The organism is Streptomyces sp. NPDC041205, assembly GCF_055591765.1.
This window is the reverse complement of record NZ_JBVIZH010000002.1, coordinates 1,495,927-1,510,715: the sequence shown is the minus strand read 5'-3', so window position 1 is coordinate 1,510,715 and position 14,789 is coordinate 1,495,927. Positions and strand designations below refer to the sequence as shown.

Below are 14,789 nucleotides of genomic sequence, written 5' to 3'. Positions count from 1 at the left end.
CGCCTTGTCCGCCTCCGTCTCCCTCGCCACCACGACGCTCGCCGTGACCGGCCAGAACGACACCGTCCTGAACGGGGCACTCCTGTTCGCCGTGCCGGTTGCCATCCTCGGTGGGCTCGTGTCGTTCTTCTCGCCCTGCGTCCTGCCGCTCGTGCCCGGATACTTGTCGTACGTCACCGGCGTCAGCGGCACCGACCTCGCCGACGCCCGGCGCGGCCGGATGGCGGCGGGCGCCACCCTCTTCGTGCTCGGCTTCACCGTCGTGTTCGTCTCCAGCGGCGCGCTCTTCGGGTTCTTCGGCCAGAACCTCCAGGACCACCAGAGCGTCATAACGCGGGTCCTCGGCGTCCTGATGCTCGTGCTCGGGTTCTTCTTCATGGGCCTCATGCCCTGGCTCAGCCAGCGGGAGTTCCGCTTCCACAAGAAGCCCGCCGTCGGTCTCGCGGGTGCGCCGCTGCTCGGCGCGCTGTTCGCCGTCGGCTGGGCGCCGTGCGTCGGGCCGACGCTCGCGTCCGTGAACCTGCTCGCCATGGACCAGGCGAGCGCCGGACGCGGGGCGCTCCTGAACGTGGCGTACTGTCTGGGACTCGGGCTGCCGTTCATCATCGCGGCGGTCGCCTTCCGCAAGGCGCTCGGCGCCTTCGGCTGGGTCAAGCGGCATTACGTATGGGTGATGCGCGTCGGCGGCGGCATGATGATCGTGACCGGGCTGCTGATGCTGACCGGCGTCTGGGACAGCGTGCTTCAGCAGATGCAGGTCTGGAGCAACAGCTACTCGGTGGGGATCTGATCCATGAGCAAGACCACTACCAGCGCCGACCACGACACCACCGGCGCCAGGGACGACCTCGGTGCCGCGGGCGCGCAGCTCTCCACCGCCCCCCTCGACGACACCGCGGGCCCCACGCCCGGGCCCGGCATGCCCGCGCTCGGCGTCATCGGCTGGGTCCGCTGGTTCTGGCGGCAGCTGACCTCCATGCGGGTCGCGCTGCTGCTGCTCCTGCTGCTCTCGCTCGGCGCGATCCCCGGCTCGCTGATCCCGCAGCAGGGCACGGACGAGCTGAAGGTCCAGGACTTCAAGGACACCCACACCACGCTCGGGCCGCTCTACGAGAAGCTCGGTCTGTTCCACGTCTACAGCTCGGTGTGGTTCTCCGCGATCTACATCCTGCTCTTCGTCTCGCTCATCGGCTGCATCGTGCCGCGCACCTGGCAGTTCGTCGGCCAGCTCCGCGGCCGCCCGCCGGCCGCGCCCAAGCGGCTCACCCGGCTGCCCGCGTACACCACGTGGCGCACCGAGGCCACGCCCGAAGAGGTGCACGAGGCGGCGCAGCGGCTCCTGAAGCAGCGGCGCTTCCGCGCGCACCAGGTCGGCGGCTCCGTCGCCGCCGAGAAGGGCTACCTCCGCGAGGCCGGGAACCTGGCCTTCCACATCGCGCTCATCGTGCTCCTGCTCGCCTTCGCCGCCGGACAGCTGTTCAAGTCCGAGGGCGGCAAGCTGATCATGGAGGGCGACGGCTTCTCCAACACCCTCACGCAGTACGACGACTTCAAGTCGGGCAGCCTCTTCGACACCGACGACCTCGCGCCCTTCAGCTTCAAGCTGGACCGCTTCGAGGGCTCGTACGAGATGTCGGGCCCCGAGCGCGGCACGGCCCGCACGTACAAGGCGCACGTCACCTACAGCGAGGGCGCCCACGGGCCGGAGAAGAAGAAGGCCATCGAGGTCAACGAGCCGCTGGAGGTCGACGGCTCGAAGGTCTACCTCATCGGCCACGGCTACGCGCCCACCGTCACCGTCCGCGACGGCAAGGGCAAGGTCGTCCAGCGGGTCTCCGTGCCGCTGCTCCCCATCGACTCCATGGGCACGGCCACCGGCGCCATCAAGATCCTCGACGGCTACCGGAACAAGGACGGCAAGAAGGAGCAGCTCGGCTTCAACGCCTTCTTCGTGCCGACCTTCGCCGGTGAGGGCAACGGCCAGATGTTCTCCCAGTTCCCCGCGCCCTTCAATCCGCGGCTCGCGCTCTCGGCGTACCACGGCAGCCTCGGTGTGGACTCCGGTGTTCCGCAGAACGTGTACCAGCTGGACACGCGGAAGATGACGAAGTTCAAGGACGCCAAGGGCGAGCTCCTGAAGAAGCGGCTCAAGATCGGCCAGACCATGAAGCTGCCGAACGGCGCCGGGTCGATCACCTTCGAGAAGGAGCTCAAGCAGTGGGCGACCTTCCAGATCTCGCAGGAGCCCGGCAGCCGCTGGGCCCTGGGCGGCGCCATCGCCGCCATCGCGGGCCTCGCCGGGTCCCTGTTCATCCAGCGCCGCCGCGTGTGGGTGCGGGCCACGGCGGGCGCCGACGGCGTCACCGTCGTGGAGATGGCGGGCCTCGGCCGCAGCGAGTCCGCCAAGGTGCCCGAGGAACTGGGCGCGCTCGCCGCGCAGCTGCACGAACAGGCACCGGGCGCACTCGACGCGGACTCGGACACCGAGCCCACCGCTGACGCGGACGTGCCCGCCGCTGACGCCGACGCGGCCCCCGAGCCCGCCGAAGCCAAGACCGACCCCGAGGCCGACACTCCGTCCGACCCCGACCCCACCCCCGATGTTGTTCCTGCCGAAGGGGCTGAGAAGTGACTCTCGCCACCACCCTCGCCGCCGAGCCGAACGAGAACCTCGCGCACATCAGCAATGTGCTGATCTACTCCGCGATGGCCGTCTATCTGCTGGCCTTCTTCGCGCTCATGGCGGAGTGGCTGTTCGGCAGCCGCAGCAAGGTCGCCCGCACGGCCGCCGCGCTCACCGAGCAGCCCGAGCGGGCCGACGAGTCCGCCGCCAAGGCGTCGGCGCCCGCCGTCACCGTGCGGGCCAAGGGCGGCACGGCCACCCTGGAGCGCCCGAAGGCGGCGGCCAAGGAGGCCCCTAAGGTCGTCACGCGCGCCGCCGCGGGCAGCCGCGACGTGCCGGACGGCCCCGGTGCCGCCGCCGGTGACGCGCAGGGCGACCTCTACGGCCGGATCGCCGTCTCGTTCATCGCCCTGGGTTTCCTCATCGAGGTGGGCGGTGTCGTCACCCGCGCCCTGTCGGTGCAGCGCGCGCCGTGGGGCAACATGTACGAGTTCAACATCACCTTCTCCTCGGTGGCCGTCGGCGTCTTCCTGGCGCTGCTCGCGCTGAAGAAGAACGTCCGCTGGATCGGCCTGCCGCTGATCACCTCGATCCTGCTCGACCTCGGCCTCGCGGTCACCGTCCTGTACACCGAGTCCGACCAGCTGGTCCCGGCCCTGCACTCGTACTGGCTGTGGATCCACGTGTCCACGGCGATCTTCTGCGGCGCCGCGTTCTACGTCGGCGCGGTCTCCACCGGCGCGTACCTCTTCAAGGACAGCTACGAGGCCAAGCTGCAGGCCGGCGGGAAGCCCGGCCGCTTCGCCACCTCCGTGATGGAGCGGCTGCCCGCGGCGGCCTCGCTCGACAAGTTCACGTACCGCATGAACGCGGCGATCTTCCCGCTGTGGACGTTCACGATCATCGCGGGCGCCATCTGGGCGGGCGACGCCTGGGGCCGCTACTGGGGCTGGGACCCCAAGGAGGTCTGGTCGTTCATCACGTGGGTGGCGTACGCCTGCTACCTGCATGCCCGCGCCACGGCAGGCTGGAAGGGCCGCAAGGCCGCCTATCTGGCCCTGATCGCCTTCGGCTGCTGGCTGTTCAACTACTACGGCGTCAACATCTTCGTGAGCGGCAAGCACTCGTACGCCGGGGTCTGATCCGGCGGCCGGAAGGGGCCGGTTTCTGTGGCGCGGGTCACAGGAACCGGCCCCTTTCGTACGGACAGACAAGAGAGCGTGGAGACGAATCAGGGGGAACTCGCGGCACAGCGGCGTCGGGCGCGCGTACGGATCCGGGGCTCGGACCCCGACGCGTTCGGAGAGCTCTTCGACACCTACGCCCGCTCCGTCTACAACCACGCCTACCGCCTGACGGGCGACTGGTCGGCGGCCGAGGACATCGTGTCGCTGACCTTCCTGGAGGCGTGGCGGCTGCGCGGGAAGGTCGACGCCGACGGCGGCTCCCTGCGCCCGTGGCTGCTCGGCATCGCCACGAACGTGACCCGCAACCAGCGCCGCGCCGCCCGCCGCCACACGGCCGCGATGGCCCGCCTCCCGCGCGGCGAGGCCGTCGCCGACTTCGCCGACGAGGTCGCCGGGCGCGTCGACGACAAGGAACAACTCGCCCTCGTCCGCACGGCCCTCGCGAAGCTGCGCCGGGCCGAGCGGGAGGTGCTCGCGCTGTGCGTGTGGTCGGGGCTCGGGTACGAGGCGGCGGCCGCGGCGCTGGACATCCCGGTGGGGACGGTGCGTTCGCGGCTCTCCAGGGCCCGTACGAAACTCGCGAAAGCGATGGAACCGCCCACGGGGCGCGGACAGGTGAGAGGTGACCGCGCAGCAGCGGTCAGGCCCATCCAGGAGGGAAACCGATGAAGTCCGAAGCCGAACCCGACTTCCCGACCTTCCCGTCGCCGAGCGAGCGGGACCTTCCGCCGGGCCGTCACCTTCTGCTCAAGGAGCACCTGATGACCGAGATCCGGCAGTCCGAGGCCGAGGCACCCGATGCCGTCGTCCCGAGGCGGCGCACGCCGTGGCTGCGGCCCGTGCTCGTCGTGGGCGCGGTGGCCGCGTCCGTCGCGGCGGGGCTGCTGGTCGCCTCGCCGTTCGGCGGCGACTCCGCAGAGGCCGCGCCGTCCGAGGAGACGGTGGCCGTGCTGAAGGAGATCGCGGAGGCCGCGAAGCGCTCGCCCGCGCCGACGGACGTCCGGGACGACCAGTTCACCTACATCAGGAGCAAGGTGGCCTACAGCTCCGACGAGGGCCTTGATCCCCTGCACCAGCGGGAGATGTGGATCTCCGTGGACGGCAGGCACACAGGGCTGCTGCACGAGCCCGGCAACGGCCACAAGAACGAACGCATGAAGCCGGAGCTGCCCCTCGTCGCGACCGACACCAACTACCGCAACCTCCAGAAGCTGCCGACCGACCCGGTCAACATGCTCGACTGGCTGCACAAGGAGAGCGACGGCGAGAAGAGCGCGGACCAGCAGGCCTTCACGCTCGTGGGCGACCTCTCGTACGAGTCGCTCATGCCGCCGAAGCAGGCTGCCGCCCTCTATCTCGCCGCGGCGAAGATCCCCGGCGTCGAACTGGTCGAGGACGCGTTGGACGCCGAGGGGCGGCACGGGGTCGCCGTCGCCCGCGAGGACGACGGGGTGCGCGAGGAGCTGATCTTCGACAGGAAGACCAAGCGGTTCCTCGGCGAGCGGGAGGTCACGACCGAGGACAAGCCGTACGCCGAGAAGGGCGAGGTCCTCGCCAACACCGCCGTCCTGGAGCGCGAGGTCGTCGACAAGGCGGGCGAACGCCCGTAGCGGGACGCCGCGGGTGCGTGACCCCAGGGGGCGTGTGCGTGAGGCTTGGCCCATGACCGAAAGCAACGAAGCTGTCGAACAGGGGACGAGCCGGACACGCGGGGACACGCACACGCTCCACTGGGTGCTGAACCTGCGGCACCCCGTGGAGGAGGTGTGGGCGGCGGTGGCCACCCCGGAGGGACTGTCGGAGTGGCTCGCCGCCGCCGACGTGTTCGAGCCCCGGCTCGGCGGGGCCGTGACGCTGCGCTGGCTCAACGCGAGCGACGCGGCGGCCACGCACTCCGGGCACATCACCGCGTGGGACCCGGACGTCGTCGCCGAGTACACGGTCGACCTGCACGGGCGGTGCCGGTTCCACCTGGAGCCCGCGGGCACCGGGCGGACGGCGCTGCGGTTCACCAACGAGATGGTCGGCGACGACTCGCTGCGGCGGGACTGCCTCGCCGGGTGGCACCAGCACTTCGAGTACCTGGCGGACGCGCTGGCCGGGCGGCCGGTGGACTGGTCGACGTGGAGCGCGGAGCGGTTCCGGGAACTGCGGCGCAGCTACGACTAGTCGACGCGGGCCCGGCCTCCTAGTTGCTGTCGTCCTGGTCGCCGCCGATCGACGCGTCGACGCGCAGCAGCAGCTTGCCCGTCGTCGTGCGGCCGCCCATCAGCTCGTGCGCCCGCGCGGCCTCCGCCAGCGGGAACTCGGCGGTGACCGGCAGCGTCACGGTGCCGTCGGCGACCGCCCGGAAGGCGCGCCCGGCCAGCTCCCGCAGCACCTCGGGTGCCGTCTGGGCCAGCGTCAGGATCGAGAACCCGGCCACCGACCGCGCCCCCGGGTACAGCTCGGCCTGTCCCACCCGCCACGGCTCGGCGGAGCTCGCGTTGCCGAAGGAGACCAGGCGGCCGAAGACCGCGAGTGCCGCAAGGCCCGCGTGGAACGTGTCGCCGCCGACCGGGTCGAGGACGAGGTCCACGCCCCGGCCGCCGGTGGCCGCGCGGGCCGCCTCGGCGAAGCCGTCGCCGACGAACACCTCGTCGTAGCCGTGCTCGCGCGCGTAGGCGGCCTTCGCCGTGCTCGACACCACCCCGAACACCCTGGCCCCCGCCGCCTTCGCCAACTGCCCGGCCACGGTGCCGACACCGCCCGCCGCGCCCTGCACCAGGACCGTCTCGCCCGCGCGCACCCTGCCCACCTCGTGCAGCAGGGCGTGGGCCGTGGGCAGCACGGTGGGCAGGGTGGCGGCGGTGCGGAGGTCCACGCCGGGCGGCAGCGGGAAGGTGGTCGCGGCGTCGGCGAGCGCCACCTCGGCGTAGGCGCCGCCCGCCGTCAGGGCGGCCACCTCCTGGCCCACGGCGAGGCCCGCGACACCCGCGCCCACCGCCCGGATCCGGCCGGACACCTCGAGGCCCGGCACGAACGGCAGCCCCGGCACGCGATAGCCCTCGGCGCGGGCCTTGAGGTCGGCGAAGTTCACGCCGGTGTACGCGACGTCGACGGTGACCTGGCCGGGGCCGGGCTCGGGGACGTCCGTCGCGACGGCCCGCAGGACGTCGGGGCCGCCGAATTCGTGGAGCTGGACTGCGCGCATGGGGGTGCCTCCGGGTGTTCGATCTGCATTGAACACTCGGGACTGTATGGTTTGGATCGAACACTCGGCAAGTGGGGAAGTGGGGAGGTGCGGGTACGTGGTGAGTGCGAAGGGCGCGAGTCACCGTGCGGCGCCGGTGCACGCGCGGCTCGCGGACGTCACCGTGCAGGAGGCCCTCGCCGCCCTCGCCGATCCCGTACGGATGCATCTGGTACGGGAGTTGGCGTCCTCGCAGGACTGGACGCGGGCCTGCGGCAGCTTCGACGTGCCCGTCGGGAAGGCCGCGCTCAGCCATCACTTCGCCGCGCTGCGGGCGGCGGGGCTCGTCGAGCAGCGGGACGAGGGGGCGCGGCGGGTCAACCGGCTGCGGCGCGAGGAGTTCGCCGCGCGGTTTCCGGGGTTGCTGGAGCTGGTGCTGCGCGGGGACTGAGGCCGGTCCGGGCCGAAGGGCGCTCGGCCCGTCCTCGCCGGTCCACCGTCCTCGCCGGTCCACGTCCTCGCTAGTCCACCGTGATCGCGTCCAGTTGGGCCCGCAGATACGCGTGCGAGTCCGTGCCGCGGACGTCCGTGCCCGGGTCGCACTCGTAGAAGTACACCAGTGACATCAGCTCCTCGGCCGGGGCGTCCGCCGGGGGCGGGAGCACGCGATGGCGGCCCGAGCGCCAGCGGCCCGACGTCCAACGCGCCATCAGGTCACCGACGTTGATCGTGAACGCCTCCGGGTCGTGCGGGGCGTCCTGCCAGCCGTCGGCGTCCGTGAACACCTGCAGGCCGCCGCGGCCCGCCTGCCGGTCCAGGACCGTGACCGTGCCGAAGTCCGTGTGCGGGCCGATGCGGAACTGGCCCGGTTCCGGTTCGCCGATGACGTCCCTGCCGGGGTACCAGTTGATGTTGAAGCCCCAGGTGGGGTTGGTCGTGTGCCGGGTGAAGAAGTCCTCCGGTTCGTCGAGGACGACGGCGAGGAGTTCGAGGAGCGCGTCGGAGAGGGCGCGCATGCGGGCGAGGTACGTCTCCACGTCGGCGCGCAGGCCCGGGGTTTCCCGGGGCCAGGTGTTGGGGGCGAACCACTCCGCGTCGATCTTCGGGTCGCCGGTGGGGGTGTCGGCGGCGAAGGAGAGGGATTCCTTCAGGTCGGGTGGGGAGGCGGCGCCCTCCGCGTAGCTGTTGGCCTCCGCGCCCGGGCCCAGCCAGCCGCGGCTGCCGACCTTTACCGCGTACGGCTCCTTGGTGGTGGGCGGGAGGTGGAAGAAGGCGCGGGCCTGCTGCCGGATGGCGGCCCGTAGTCCCGGGTCCACGCCGTGTCCCGCCACCAGCAGGAAGCCCGCCGTGCGGAGTGCTTCGTCGATCGTTTCCCTGGCCTCGGCGGCCATGCGTGTACGGGTGTCCGGGGCGCCGGAGAGCCAGGGCCGCAGGTCGATCGTGGGGATCGTCATGCCTCGATGTTGCCCTCGCGGGACGCCCCAGTCCCGCCCCTTCACCGAAACCGGGGCGCTGCGCCCCCTGGACCCCAGCCGGCCGCCGACGTCCCCTTCGGGTGGGACGGGCCTCCGCCGGATCGGCGCTGCGCGCCTCGTCCTCAAGCGCCGGACGGGCTGAGATCTGCCCGGGCGGGCCGAGAGGCGCTGCGCGGGGGCGGGTCGGAGAGGTGCTCTGGGCGGGGCTGTTTCGGGGTGGAGGTGCCGGGCTGTTGGGTTGGTGGTGACAGTTCGGGCGGGTGGGTGGGAGAGAGCCCGTCCGGCGATTGAGGACCCGGCGCGGAGCGCCGGAGAGGGTGCGGTCAGAGCGTGCGGTCAGGCGTCGTCGCGCGGGTCGCGGTCCTTCTCCAGGCCCTTCAGGAACTCGGGGTTGTCGTCGGGGGCGACCCAGCCGCCCCGACGCCCACGCCCCCCAAGTCCCCCACGTCCACCATGTCCCCCGACGTCCCCCCGCCCGGCCGCAGGCCGTTTCTTGCCGGTGACGAACCACGCGATCGGCCCCAGCAGCACCTCGCCGAAGAGAAGCACGATGATGACCCACACCACCTTCGGCAGATGCCGGACTTCCTTCTCGGGCGTGTTCAGGACGTCGATGAAGGCGTAGATCCACACGGCCAGGACCAGCAGGAACGGCAGATACCTGAGCATGTGTAGGAGATCCCCCAGGGAGCGGAGTGGGGGCGCCGGACGCCCCCGGTGACCTGGCCAGGGTAGCCGGTGACCGATACTTGACCGCATGGCTTATGACGATCTCCGCTCTCTGCTCCGGGCCCTGGAGCGCGAGGGCGATCTCAAGCGCATCAAGGCCGAGGTCGACCCGTATCTGGAGGTCGGCGAGATCGTCGACCGCGTACAGAAGGCCGGTGGCCCGGCGCTGCTGTTCGAGAACGTCAAGGGCAGCGCGATGCCCCTTGCGATGAACGTGTTCGGCACGGACCGCCGGCTCCTGAAGGCCCTCGGCCTGAAGTCGTACGGCGAGATCAGCGAGAAGATCGGCGGCCTGCTGAAGCCGGAGCTGCCGCACGGGTTCGTCGGGGTGCGCGAGGCTTTCGGGAAGCTCGGCGCGATGGCGCACGTACCGCCGAAGAAGGTGAAGGACGCGCCGGTGCACGAGGTCGTGCTCACCGGTGACGATGTGGACCTGGACCGGCTCCCGGCCCTCTTCACCTGGCCGAAGGACGGCGGCTCCTTCTTCAACCTGGGCCTCACCCACACCAAGGACCCCGAGAGCGGCGTCCGCAACCTCGGGCTCTACCGCCTGCAGCGCCACGACAAGCGCACCATCGGCATGCACTGGCAGATCCACAAGGACAGCCGCAACCACTACCAGGTGGCGGCGAGGAGGGGCGAGCGGCTGCCGGTCGCCATCGCCTTCGGCTGCCCGCCCGCCGTGACGTACGCGTCCACCGCCCCGCTGCCCGGCGACATCGACGAGTACCTGTTCGCGGGCTTCCTCCAGGGCAAGCGCATCGAGATGGTCGACTGCAAGACGGTGCCGTTGCAGGTGCCCGCGCAGGCGGAGGTCGTCATCGAGGGCTGGCTGGAGCCCGGCGAGATGCTGCCCGAGGGGCCGTTCGGCGACCACACCGGCTTCTACACGCCGCAGGAGCCGTTCCCCGCGCTGACCATCGACTGCGTGACGATGCGCAAGCGCCCGCTGCTCCAGTCGATCGTGGTCGGCCGCCCGCCGACGGAGGACGGCCCGCTCGGCCGCGCCACGGAGCGGTTCTTCCTGCCGCTGCTGAAGATCATCGTGCCGGACATCGTGGACTACCACCTGCCCGAGGCGGGCGGCTTCCACAACTGCGCGATCGTCGCGATCGACAAGAAGTACCCGAAGCATGCCCAGAAGGTCATGCACGCGATCTGGGGCGCGCACATGATGTCCCTGACCAAGCTGATCGTGGTCGTGGACTCGGATTGCGACGTGCACGATCTGCACGAGGTGGCGTGGCGTGCGCTGGGCAACACGGACTACGCCCGTGATCTGAGCGTCGTCGAGGGGCCCGTCGACCACCTCGACCACGCCTCGTACCAGCAGTTCTGGGGCGGCAAGGCGGGCATCGACGCGACGAAGAAGTGGCCCGAGGAGGGCTACACCCGGGACGGAGGCTGGCCCGACATGGTCGAGTCCGATCCCGAGACGGCGGCGAAAGTCGACCGCCGCTGGAGGGAGTACGGCCTGTGAGTTCCGCTTCCGCCGCGCTGCCGCAGCCGGGACGCACGAAAGCCTTCCTGCGGCTCGTCATGATCGAGCACTCGGTGTTCGCGCTGCCCTTCGCCTACATCGCCGCCCTGACCGCGATGTTCCAGTGGGACAAGAACATCCACTGGGGGCGCCTGCTGCTCGTCACCGTCTGCATGGTCGGTCTGCGTACGTTCGCCATGGCCGCGAACCGGATCATCGACCGTGAGATCGACGCCCGCAATCCGCGCACCGCGCACCGCGAGCTGGTCACCGGCGCCGTCACCGTGAAGTCCGCCTGGACCGGCGCGCTGATCGCGGTCGTGGTGTTCCTGGGCTCCGCCGCGCTGCTCAACCCGCTGTGCCTGGCGCTCGCGCCGGTCGCCGTGATCCCGATGGTCGTCTATCCGTACGGCAAGCGGTTCACGAACTTCCCGCAGGCCATCCTCGGCATCGCGCAGGCCATGGGCCCGATCGGCGCCTGGCTCGCGATCACCGGCGAGTGGTCGTGGACGGCCGTGATCCTGGGGCTCGCGGTGGGCGTGTGGATCGGCGGCTTCGACCTGATCTACGCCTGCCAGGACGTGGACACCGACCGGGAGGTCGGCGTCCTGTCGGTGCCCGCGCGCTTCGGCATCCCCGCCGCGATCTGGGGCGCCCGCGGCTGCCACCTGATCACCACGGCGCTGTTCGTCTGGTACGCCCTGGAGACCGGCGCGGGCGCGTTCTTCTGGCTCGGCCTCGTCGTCGTCGCGGGTGCCTTCCTCTACGAACACAGCATCGTGCGGCCGCACGACCTCTCCCGCCTCAACCGTGCCTTCTTCCAGGTCAACGGCTTCATCGGGATCGCCCTGTTCGCCTGCGCCCTGCTCGACCTGCTCGTCCGCGGCCTGACTGTCTGACGGGCCGTGGGCGGGCGCGGGCGCCCATGGATAGGCTTCACAGTGTGAATGCAGGAGATACGCAGCGTAGGCCTTGGATCGTGGGGGTGTCCGGCGCGTCCGGTACGCCGTACGCCGCTTCGGTGCTTCGGGGGCTGCTCGCGGCCGGGGAGAGCGTGGACCTCGTCGTGTCGCGCGCCTCGCGGCTCACGCTGCTCGACGAGACGGGCATCTCGTTCCGGGACGCGCACTGGCGGGACGACCTCGGCGAGTGGCTGGCGCGGGGCGCCGACGGCAAGCCCGGGACGTTCCGGGTGCGCACGGACGACGTGCGGTACTGGGCCGCGGGTGATCTCGCGGCGGGGCCGTCGTCGGGGTCGTACGCGACGAAGGGCATGCTGATCGTCCCGGCGTCCACGGCGTGCGTGGCCGGGGTGGCGCTCGGGCTCTCGAAGGATCTGCTGCAGCGCTCGGCGAGCGTGACGCTCAAGGAGCGGCGGCGGCTTGTCGTCTGCGTACGGGAGACCCCGCTGAACGGGCAGACGCTGAAGCACTTGGTGGGCCTGGACGAGGCGGGCGCGGTCGTGCTGCCCGCCTCTCCGGCGTTCTACGCGGGGGCGACGCACATCCAGGATCTGGTGGACTTCGTCGCCGGGCGGGTGCTCGACGCGGCGGGGGTGCCGCACGAGCTGTACCGCCGGTGGGAGGGCGAACTCGGCGGTGCGTCGGGAGCGGGTGGCTCCCGGTCGGCCGAGGACGGCTCCGGTGGCGCTTAGCGCTTCTTCGCGGCGCGCGGCTTCTTGCCCGCCTTGCGCGCGGCGGTCGGGGACTGGTGGGCACGCGAGCGGTTGGCCAGGTCCTGCAGCTCGCGCATACGGGCGTAGGCCATCTCGATCGTGTACACGGGGAAACACTCTCCTGAAGTTCGAAGGATCGTCGTTGATCTGCTGAGTTTCCGAAAGATTCACAGGGGTTGAACCCTGTTACGCCTTAGATTCTACACGTAGACTCGGAAAAACGCTAAATAATGAAAGGCTTCGACCTATGGACGCCGTGGACAGGCAGCTCATCCAGGCTCTGCGCGAGAACGGCCGCGCCTCCTACGCCGAGCTCGGGCGCCTCGTCGGCCTCTCCGGCCCCAGCGTCACCGACCGCATCAACCGCCTGGAGGCGGCCGGCGTCATCACCGGCTACCGCGCGACGGTCGACTCCGCGTCCCTCGGCCTCGGGGTCATCGCGCTGATCGGCATCTCGCTGTCCGACGCCGCCGACCACGAGGACGTGGCGCGGCGGCTGCGGGACCTGCACGAGATCGAGGACTGCTGGTTCATCGCGGGCGACGACTCGTACATGCTCAAGGTGCGGGCCTCCGACGTGGACGGCCTGGAGAAGACCATCCGCCGCCTCAGCGGCACCAAGGGGGTCTCGCGGACGCGGACCACGATCGTGCTCTCCACGAAGTGGGAGAACAGGGTCGGGGAGCTGCCCGAAGAGGTCTAGGGGAGGCCCGGGGGCGCGGGCGGGCGGCGCCGCGTGGGGGCAGCTCCGGCCCGTCGGGCGGGGCGAGTACGGTTGGTCGGGTCTGTCGCAGGTCGTCGGAGAAACAAGAGGTACGGCAATGGACGCAGGGCTCAAGCGCGACCTTGAGGAGAAGGTCCGCTCCGGCGAGCGGCTGTCCCGTGAGGACGGCATCGCCCTGTACGAGTCCGACGACCTGGCCTGGCTCGGCGGGCTCGCCCACGAGGTGCGCACCCGCAAGAACGGCGACGTCGTGCACTTCAACGTCAACCGTCACCTCAACATGACGAACGTGTGCACCGCCTCCTGCGCCTACTGCTCCTTCCAGCGCAAGCCGGGCGAGAAGGACGCGTACACGATGCGCATCGAGGAGGCCGTCCGGCTCGCCAAGGCGATGGAGGGCGAGAACCTCACCGAGCTGCACATCGTCAACGGGCTGCACCCGAACCTGCCGTGGCGCTACTACCCGCGCTCCCTGCGCGAGCTGAAGGCCGCGCTGCCGGACGTCTCCCTCAAGGCCTTCACGGCCACGGAGATCCACCACTTCGAGACCATCTCGGGGCTGAGCGCCTCGGAGATCCTGGACGAGCTGATCGACGCGGGCCTGGAGTCCCTCACCGGCGGTGGCGCGGAGATCTTCGACTGGGAGGTCCGGCAGCACATCGTGGACCACCGGACCCACTGGGAGGACTGGTCCCGGATCCACCGGCTCGCCCACGAGAAGGGGCTCAAGACCCCTTCCACCATGCTGTACGGGCACATCGAGGAGCCCCGGCACCGGGTCGACCACGTCCTGCGGCTGCGCGAGCTCCAGGACGAGACCGGGGGCTTCCAGGTCTTCATCCCGCTGCGCTACCAGCACGACTTCGTCGACGTGAAGGACGGCAAGGTCCGCAACAAGCTGCAGGCCCGCACGAAGATGGCCTCCGGGGCCGAGGCCCTCAAGACCTTCGCCGTCTCCCGCCTCCTCTTCGACAACGTGCCGCACGTCAAGGTCTTCTGGGTCATGCACGGCGTCGCGACCGCCCAGCTCGCCCTCCAGCACGGCGCGGACGACATGGACGGCTCCGTCGTCGAGTACAAGATCACTCACGACGCGGACAACTTCGGTACGCCCAACAAGCTGACCCGGGACGACCTCCTCGACCTCATCCGCGAGGCCGGGTTCCGCCCCGTCGAGCGCAACACCCGCTACGAGACGATCCGCGAGTACCCGGGCCCGGACCGCGCCCTGCGCGAGTCGCCCCAGCCCATGCGGTTCTGAGGGGCGCACCCCCCTCCTGCCCGGTCGAGGGATCGTGCTTCACTGGATGGGCTCGTCCAGTCCGGGTACGGCCGGGCTATTTCGGAACGGAAGAGTGGATTGACATGCTCCGCTACACGCTGATGCGCCTCGGGGTCTTCGCGGGCTGCTTCTTGGTCGTCTGGGGCCTCGTCTACTCCGGCGTCGTACCGCGCGGCCTCGGTGGCTCCAACCTCCTGTGGGTGGCCCTGCTCGCCCTGGTGGTCTCCGCGCCGATCAGCTTCGTCCTGCTGCGCAAGGAGCGCGACCGCGCGTCGGCGAAGGTCGTGGCCAAGGTCGAGGACGTCAAGGCCGGCCTGGAGCGGAACCGCACGCAGGAGGACGGCGCCGACGACGCGGCGCGCACCGCGCAGTCGTAAGGTTCGTCACACACGTCACGTACGCAGAAAACCCCGGTACCGGAGCATGCGGCTCCGCTACCGGG

At 70.7% G+C, this 14,789-nt stretch carries 17 protein-coding genes; 13 read left to right on the top strand and 4 right to left on the bottom strand.

Annotated features, from left to right (window positions below; genetic code table 11):
* Positions 1-4: 4 nt before the first annotated feature.
* The 6 genes from ACZ6BG_RS13880 to ACZ6BG_RS13855 all read left to right on the top strand — a co-directional run bounded on the left by ACZ6BG_RS13880 (position 5) and on the right by ACZ6BG_RS13855 (position 5,979).
* Positions 5-790, top strand: a complete 786-nt coding sequence (locus tag ACZ6BG_RS13880) for a cytochrome c biogenesis CcdA family protein (protein ID WP_469000034.1) — start codon at positions 5-7, stop codon at positions 788-790.
* Between the two features lie 3 nt (positions 791-793).
* Complete coding sequence (resB, locus tag ACZ6BG_RS13875) at positions 794-2,632, top strand: cytochrome c biogenesis protein ResB (protein WP_469000033.1); 1,839 nt, start codon at positions 794-796, stop codon at positions 2,630-2,632.
* Positions 2,629-3,765 carry a c-type cytochrome biogenesis protein CcsB gene (gene ccsB, locus ACZ6BG_RS13870; RefSeq protein WP_469000032.1) on the top strand — a complete coding sequence of 379 codons (1,137 nt, stop codon included), beginning with the start codon at positions 2,629-2,631 and terminating at the stop codon, positions 3,763-3,765. The genes resB and ccsB overlap by 4 nt, the downstream gene beginning before the upstream one ends.
* Before the next feature lie 78 nt (positions 3,766-3,843).
* Positions 3,844-4,479, top strand: a complete 636-nt coding sequence (locus ACZ6BG_RS13865) for an RNA polymerase sigma factor (protein WP_469000031.1) — start codon at positions 3,844-3,846, stop codon at positions 4,477-4,479.
* The gene (locus ACZ6BG_RS13860) at positions 4,476-5,420 is read left to right on the top strand and encodes a CU044_5270 family protein (RefSeq protein WP_469000030.1); all 945 of its coding nucleotides are present in this window, start codon (positions 4,476-4,478) and stop codon (positions 5,418-5,420) included. Before ACZ6BG_RS13865 ends, ACZ6BG_RS13860 begins: the two co-directional genes overlap by 4 nt.
* 52 nt (positions 5,421-5,472) lie before the next feature.
* On the top strand, positions 5,473-5,979 hold the full coding sequence (locus ACZ6BG_RS13855; protein ID WP_469000029.1) for an SRPBCC domain-containing protein: 507 nt from the start codon (positions 5,473-5,475) through the stop codon (positions 5,977-5,979).
* A gap of 19 nt (positions 5,980-5,998) precedes the next feature.
* Here the strand turns inward: ACZ6BG_RS13855 and ACZ6BG_RS13850 are convergent, their stop codons facing one another.
* Positions 5,999-7,003, bottom strand: a complete 1,005-nt coding sequence (locus tag ACZ6BG_RS13850; protein ID WP_469000028.1) for a quinone oxidoreductase family protein — start codon at positions 7,001-7,003, stop codon at positions 5,999-6,001.
* A 97-nt stretch (positions 7,004-7,100) separates the two neighbouring features.
* Here ACZ6BG_RS13850 and ACZ6BG_RS13845 point away from each other — a divergent pair, with 97 nt between their 5' ends.
* The gene (locus tag ACZ6BG_RS13845) at positions 7,101-7,433 is read left to right on the top strand and encodes an ArsR/SmtB family transcription factor (RefSeq protein ID WP_469000027.1); all 333 of its coding nucleotides are present in this window, start codon (positions 7,101-7,103) and stop codon (positions 7,431-7,433) included.
* Positions 7,434-7,503: 70 nt separating this feature from the next.
* On the opposite strand, the gene ACZ6BG_RS13840 is transcribed toward ACZ6BG_RS13845, so the two are convergent.
* Together ACZ6BG_RS13840 and ACZ6BG_RS13835 are read right to left on the bottom strand one after the other, a co-directional pair.
* Positions 7,504-8,436: an isopenicillin N synthase family dioxygenase gene (locus ACZ6BG_RS13840; protein ID WP_469000026.1), complete on the bottom strand. Its 933-nt coding sequence runs from the start codon at positions 8,434-8,436 to the stop codon at positions 7,504-7,506.
* 357 nt (positions 8,437-8,793) lie between these two features.
* Entirely contained in the window at positions 8,794-9,126 is a 333-nt protein-coding gene (locus tag ACZ6BG_RS13835) for a PLDc N-terminal domain-containing protein (RefSeq protein WP_469000025.1), read from the bottom strand.
* Between the two features lie 88 nt (positions 9,127-9,214).
* On the opposite strand from ACZ6BG_RS13835, the gene ACZ6BG_RS13830 reads away from it, so the two are divergent.
* From ACZ6BG_RS13830 to ACZ6BG_RS13820, 3 genes are read left to right on the top strand one after another with little or no spacing between them, the layout of a single operon-like run.
* Positions 9,215-10,666: a menaquinone biosynthesis decarboxylase gene (locus ACZ6BG_RS13830; RefSeq protein ID WP_030361133.1), complete on the top strand. Its 1,452-nt coding sequence runs from the start codon at positions 9,215-9,217 to the stop codon at positions 10,664-10,666.
* The gene (gene mqnP, locus ACZ6BG_RS13825; RefSeq protein WP_468450385.1) at positions 10,663-11,565 is read left to right on the top strand and encodes a menaquinone biosynthesis prenyltransferase MqnP; all 903 of its coding nucleotides are present in this window, start codon (positions 10,663-10,665) and stop codon (positions 11,563-11,565) included. Before ACZ6BG_RS13830 ends, mqnP begins: the two co-directional genes overlap by 4 nt.
* A gap of 26 nt (positions 11,566-11,591) precedes the next feature.
* Positions 11,592-12,320, top strand: coding sequence for a UbiX family flavin prenyltransferase (locus ACZ6BG_RS13820; protein WP_469000024.1), 729 nt, complete (start codon positions 11,592-11,594; stop codon positions 12,318-12,320).
* Here the strand turns inward: ACZ6BG_RS13820 and ACZ6BG_RS13815 are convergent.
* Positions 12,317-12,448 (bottom strand): hypothetical protein, encoded by a 132-nt coding sequence (locus tag ACZ6BG_RS13815; RefSeq protein WP_267885485.1) that lies wholly within the window; start codon positions 12,446-12,448, stop codon positions 12,317-12,319. The genes ACZ6BG_RS13820 and ACZ6BG_RS13815 overlap by 4 nt on opposite strands.
* 140 nt (positions 12,449-12,588) lie before the next feature.
* Here ACZ6BG_RS13815 and ACZ6BG_RS13810 point away from each other — a divergent pair, with 140 nt between their 5' ends.
* The 3 genes from ACZ6BG_RS13810 to ACZ6BG_RS13800 all read left to right on the top strand — a co-directional run bounded on the left by ACZ6BG_RS13810 (position 12,589) and on the right by ACZ6BG_RS13800 (position 14,724).
* Positions 12,589-13,044 (top strand): Lrp/AsnC family transcriptional regulator, encoded by a 456-nt coding sequence (locus tag ACZ6BG_RS13810; RefSeq protein ID WP_031192748.1) that lies wholly within the window; start codon positions 12,589-12,591, stop codon positions 13,042-13,044.
* 118 nt (positions 13,045-13,162) lie between these two features.
* Positions 13,163-14,326, top strand: a complete 1,164-nt coding sequence (mqnE, locus tag ACZ6BG_RS13805; protein ID WP_468450389.1) for an aminofutalosine synthase MqnE — start codon at positions 13,163-13,165, stop codon at positions 14,324-14,326.
* 104 nt (positions 14,327-14,430) lie between these two features.
* On the top strand, positions 14,431-14,724 hold the full coding sequence (locus tag ACZ6BG_RS13800) for a DUF4229 domain-containing protein (protein ID WP_468450391.1): 294 nt from the start codon (positions 14,431-14,433) through the stop codon (positions 14,722-14,724).
* Positions 14,725-14,789: the final 65 nt, after the last annotated feature.

What these genes read in the sequence shown, in the direction of transcription:
- mqnE (WP_468450389.1), top strand. Translation starts at nt 13,163, where the DNA reads ATGGACGCAGGGCTCAAGCGCGACCTTGAGGAGAAGGTCCGCTCCGGC.
- resB (WP_469000033.1), top strand. Translation starts at nt 794, where the DNA reads ATGAGCAAGACCACTACCAGCGCCGACCACGACACCACCGGCGCCAGG.
- ACZ6BG_RS13830 (WP_030361133.1), top strand. Translation starts at nt 9,215, where the DNA reads ATGGCTTATGACGATCTCCGCTCTCTGCTCCGGGCCCTGGAGCGCGAG.
- ACZ6BG_RS13820 (WP_469000024.1), top strand. Translation starts at nt 11,592, where the DNA reads ATGGATAGGCTTCACAGTGTGAATGCAGGAGATACGCAGCGTAGGCCT.
- ACZ6BG_RS13855 (WP_469000029.1), top strand. Translation starts at nt 5,473, where the DNA reads ATGACCGAAAGCAACGAAGCTGTCGAACAGGGGACGAGCCGGACACGC.
- ACZ6BG_RS13850 (WP_469000028.1), bottom strand. Translation starts at nt 7,003, where the DNA reads ATGCGCGCAGTCCAGCTCCACGAATTCGGCGGCCCCGACGTCCTGCGG.
- ACZ6BG_RS13800 (WP_468450391.1), top strand. Translation starts at nt 14,431, where the DNA reads ATGCTCCGCTACACGCTGATGCGCCTCGGGGTCTTCGCGGGCTGCTTC.
- ACZ6BG_RS13860 (WP_469000030.1), top strand. Translation starts at nt 4,476, where the DNA reads ATGAAGTCCGAAGCCGAACCCGACTTCCCGACCTTCCCGTCGCCGAGC.
- ACZ6BG_RS13840 (WP_469000026.1), bottom strand. Translation starts at nt 8,436, where the DNA reads ATGACGATCCCCACGATCGACCTGCGGCCCTGGCTCTCCGGCGCCCCG.
- ACZ6BG_RS13835 (WP_469000025.1), bottom strand. Translation starts at nt 9,126, where the DNA reads ATGCTCAGGTATCTGCCGTTCCTGCTGGTCCTGGCCGTGTGGATCTAC.
- ACZ6BG_RS13810 (WP_031192748.1), top strand. Translation starts at nt 12,589, where the DNA reads ATGGACGCCGTGGACAGGCAGCTCATCCAGGCTCTGCGCGAGAACGGC.